At 59.1% G+C, this 4,471-nt stretch carries 6 protein-coding genes; all 6 read left to right on the forward strand.

The features are described from left to right. The first annotated feature begins 56 nt into the window (after positions 1-56). Complete coding sequence (gene rpmH / locus H1Y01_RS10900; protein WP_180540548.1) at positions 57-206, forward strand: 50S ribosomal protein L34; 150 nt, start codon at positions 57-59, stop codon at positions 204-206. Then, positions 136-600, forward strand: a complete 465-nt coding sequence (gene rnpA, locus H1Y01_RS10905; protein ID WP_180540549.1) for a ribonuclease P protein component — start codon at positions 136-138, stop codon at positions 598-600. Before rpmH ends, rnpA begins: the two co-directional genes overlap by 71 nt. Positions 601-602: 2 nt before the next feature. Beyond that, positions 603-767: a membrane protein insertion efficiency factor YidD gene (gene yidD / locus H1Y01_RS10910; RefSeq protein ID WP_367399783.1), complete on the forward strand. Its 165-nt coding sequence runs from the start codon at positions 603-605 to the stop codon at positions 765-767. 20 nt (positions 768-787) lie between these two features. Next, positions 788-2,503, forward strand: coding sequence for a membrane protein insertase YidC (yidC, locus tag H1Y01_RS10915; RefSeq protein WP_180540550.1), 1,716 nt, complete (start codon positions 788-790; stop codon positions 2,501-2,503). Between the two features lie 13 nt (positions 2,504-2,516). Continuing rightward, positions 2,517-3,188 carry a protein jag gene (locus H1Y01_RS10920; RefSeq protein ID WP_180540551.1) on the forward strand — a complete coding sequence of 224 codons (672 nt, stop codon included), beginning with the start codon at positions 2,517-2,519 and terminating at the stop codon, positions 3,186-3,188. Between the two features lie 8 nt (positions 3,189-3,196). Beyond that, positions 3,197-4,471: tRNA uridine-5-carboxymethylaminomethyl(34) synthesis GTPase MnmE (gene mnmE / locus H1Y01_RS10925; protein ID WP_180540552.1), on the forward strand; the 1,275-nt coding region annotated here is incomplete at its 3' end.

Below are 4,471 nucleotides of genomic sequence, written 5' to 3' on the forward strand. Positions count from 1 at the left end.
CCCCCCAAAATTTGCCCCGTCCCACGCCCTGGGCTATACTAATTAGTTGAAACGAAATGCCGAAACGTACTTTTCAGCCGAATAACCGCAAGCGGGCCAAGAAGCATGGCTTCCGCGTCCGCATGAAGACCGCGGATGGCCGCGCCGTTCTTTCCCGCCGTCGCGCGCGCGGCCGTCACAAGCTCTCTGTCAGTTCCGAAAGGTAACACGCGAATTCTTGCCTGTAACGCCGCCGGATTTTCGAAAAGCGTCCGAATTCTCCGATCGAAAGATTTTCGCAAAGTCTACGACCAGGGCACGCGTTTCACTTGCGGCTATTTCGCGGCTTTCTGTCTTCTTGAACCGTCCAATGCCGGGCCGCGCCTGGGGTTTACTACGCCGCGCGCACTTGGCAATGCGGTGGTGCGGAACCGCATCCGCCGTCGCATTCGCGAGGCGGTTCGCCAGCGTCTCTATCGGTTAGATCCCCAGTGGTCCATCGTCATCAATCCGCGGCGCAAGGCGCTGGATGGCCCGTTTCCGGAAATCGAGCGGGAGATCGAGCGGCTTATAACTCGCTGCAACGGGCTTTCGCAACCCTCCTCCGCGGCTATAAGTTGATCGTGTCGCCTCTCCTGCCGTCCGCCTGCCGCTTCCACCCCACGTGCTCGGAGTACATGCACGAAGCTGTGTTGCGACATGGCGTTACGCGCGGCGTGTGGCTTGGATTCAAGCGCCTCGGCAAGTGCCATCCGTTCCACCCCGGCGGCGTCGACCTGGTGCCTTAGGACGCACGCGGAAATTCTGAATGAGTGAACGTAATCCCTACGATCCCGGCGGTCAAGACAACAACACCCAGGTGCGAACGCTTCTCGCGTTTGTCATCATGGGCGGCGTTCTCTTTCTGCTGCCGTATTTTTTCAAAGGCGGACGTCCGCAACCGCCGCTGCCGGCAGCGAAAGTTGCGGCGCCCGCTTCGTCGAAAGCCCCGGCGCCCAATTCGATTGCGAACTCGAACACGGCCCAAGCCGATCAAGTCTCCACTCCCGATTTAGTAGCCGCCCACGACGAACAGCACGTCGCGATCGACACCGCCGTCTATCACGTCGTGTTCTCGAACCGCGGCGGGGTCGTCATCAGTTGGACTCTGAAGAAATATCCCAACGCGGCTGGCAAGCCGCTGGAGGTTGTCAATGATGCGGCCGCTCAGAAGCTAGGTTCGTATCCTTTCGCCTTCTACTTCCGCAGCCAGAAACCCGCGGTCGATCTGAACCAGTCGCTTTACGCATTCACTAGAACTGCCGGCGGCCTTGGGATTTCGTTCGACTACGCCAACAACGGCGTTGTTGCTCACAAAGCGTTCACGTTTCAGCCTGAGGGCTACCTCACGGAAGTCGACTCGGAAGTACGCGTCAACGGCGCCGACATCCCGAGCCTCCTCGAATGGCGCGGCGGCTTCGGGGATTTCGCCGTCCAGAACGCCGTCAGCAGTCAGCGCGCTATCCGCTACAACGTCGCCGATTCCAAGCTGAATAACGACAGCACCAAGGCTGCCAAAGACGGACCGGCCAATCGCGACGGCCAGTTTTCATTCGCCGGTCTCGAAGACCAATACTTCGCTGCAGTCTTTCTCCCGCAGGGACAAGATAAGATTCAGACGACTCTATTCGACGACTATGTTCCGACCCCATTCGATAAGAGTGATCAGCAATACATAGGCGACGCGGTCGGCGGCGACGGCCAAAACCGGCTCGAGTTATTCGTCGGTCCGAAAGATCTCGAGTTACTTAAGAAGGTAAACCCAAAGCTCGAGCAGATTGTCGACTTCGGCTTCTGGTGGTTCCTCGCCAAGCCTCTGTTCCTGGCCCTCCGTTTTCTGGATCAGAAGTACATTCACAACTACGGCTGGGCGATTGTCCTGATCACCATCATCATCAACATCGTGCTTCTGCCTCTCAGGCTGCAGAACATGCGGTCGATGAACAAGATGAAGGTCTTGCAGCCCAAAGTACAGGAGATCAACGAGCGTTACAAAGGCCTTAGCCTGCGCGATCCGCGCATGCAGCAGAAGAATCAGGAGACGATGGATCTCTACAAGGAGCACGGCGCCAATCCCGCCGGTGGTTGCGTTCCGCTGCTGATCCAGATGCCATTTTTGCTCGCGTTTTACAAGGTTCTCGCTGTCTCTATCGAGATGCGCAACGCGAACTGGCTGTGGGTCACCGACCTGTCTCAGCCGGAACATCTCGCCATCCACGTGCTGCCGATCATCATGATCCTAACGAGCTTCCTGATGCAGCGCATGACTCCAACCACCGGCATGGACCCGCAACAGGCCCGCATGATGATGTTCATGCCGCTTATCATGGGTTTCTTCTTCTACAACCAGTCCGCCGGGCTTGTATTATACTGGCTCACTGGAAACCTGATGGGTATCGCGCAACAGTACTTCTTTAATAAGTTCTTTCCCGCTCCCGTGCCGCCCCCCGCCAAAGTTGTAGCGAAGAAAACCGTGCGTAGATAACTCGTCGAAGGTGATGACTAACCCCAAGTACACGGTTGACACGACCGGCCCTAAAATTGACGCATTTCTCCGAACGGTACTGGACGCCGCCGGCTTTGACCTTAGTTACGAAATCGTCGCCGGCGAAAGCGTCAACCCGGAAATTGAGAACCCCGAGTTGACGGTCAAGTTCACCGGACGCGATGTTGATCTTCTACTAAGTAACCGCGCCGAACTCCTGCTCGCGTTGGAACACGTCACCATGGAAGTGTTGCGCGTGCCCAGTGAAGACCATTCGCGGCTCTCCTTCGACGCGAACGATTACCGGTTGCTTCGCATTGAGGAGTTACGGATGAGCGCGACTGCGGCGGCCGAAAAGGTCAAGCGCACCGGCGACCCCTTCCGCTTTAGCCCCATGAACAGCCGCGAACGGCGCGTCGTGCATCTTACGTTGCGAGGGGAAACTACGCTGCGCAGTGAGAGTGCCGGTCAGGGCGCATTCCGCCACGTGGTCATCTATCCTGCCGGAATGGCGAGTCTGCCGGACCCGCCTCCGCCTGCGTTCCGTCCGCCCACCGGCCCTCCCCGTGACGCGCGCGGTCGCGGCACTAACGATCGTGGAGGCAATCGCGGCGGCCCGCCTCACGGACGGCGAGGGCCTGGGCGCGCCGGCGAGCGCCGCCCCTTCAACCGCGACCCGAAGTAAGTTCTAACTTGGACCTAAGTGACACTATAGTCGCGATTGCGACGCCACCCGGCCGCGGCGGAATCGGCGTCATCCGGATTTCCGGGCCGCGCTCCAAGCCGATAGCAGAGGCGATTCTCCACTTATCGAGGGAGTTGCGAAGCTGGCAGCCAACCCGCGCCGACTTACTCAATGAGCAAACTCAGGCAGTAGATGACGTGATCGTCACCTATTTCGCCGGACCGCGTTCTTACACCGCGGAAGACGTCGTCGAGATCGCCTGTCACGGCTCGCCGGTTGTCCTGCGTCATGGGGTGGCCGAGGCTCTCAAACAAGGAGCCCGCGCCGCCGAGCCAGGCGAGTTCACCCTGCGCGCGTTCGTAAACGGCCGGATCGATCTTCCACAAGCCGAAGCGGTTCGCGACTTGATCGACGCAACCACGCTGCATCAAGCCCGTGTCGCTGCCCAGCAAGCCTCTGGCTCCGTAGCTCGCCGCTTACAGCCGGTCAAAGCACAGCTGCTGGAGCTCATCGCACTCCTCGAAGCCGGCATTGACTTCGCCGAAGACGACATCAGCGTTGCCACTCAAGGCCAGCTACGCGCGCGTCTCGATCCGATCGCGGCAGATGTCAACCGTCTCGCCCGCAGCTTTAGTTACGGACACGTGCTGCGCGAGGGTTTTACCCTTGCTATCATCGGGCGCCCTAATGTTGGCAAGAGTAGTCTATTCAACCGGCTACTCGAGCAGGACCGCGCCATCGTCACTCCGGTCGCGGGTACGACGCGTGACTTAGTATCGGAGGTTGTGGCGATCGAGGGAATCCCGGTCCGGTTAGTCGACACAGCGGGTATCCGGACGGGCGAAGACTTAGTCGAATCGTTGGGAATCGAGCGCAGCCTGAGTGCCATGGCGGACGCAGACGTAACGCTCGTGGTAGTGGATGCAAACCATATCGAAGAGCAGGATCAGGAACTAATCGACAAAGCCGGCGCGCAAGGCCTACACTTGATCGTAGCTAACAAGGTCGACCAAGGCGGCAAAGCCGGCCCGGACATGCTACCGGTTTCGGCGTTGACGGGGCAGGGAATCGACGAGTTGCGTGAGGCCATAGTACGCGCAGTCGCGCCGGACGGTGTAGTCGAACAAAACGGCGCGATTATCACCAACCTCCGGCAGCAGAATGCCCTGTCGAACGCTCAATCCGCACTGAGTCAAGCTCACACAGCTATCGTGGAAAACATCCCGCATGAGATGCTATTGCTCGACCTCTACGACGCACTGGGCGGCCTCGACGAACTAACG

It is taken from the genome of Nevskia soli (genome assembly GCF_903970205.1).
Lineage (GTDB): Bacteria > Acidobacteriota > Terriglobia > Bryobacterales > Bryobacteraceae > Bog-113.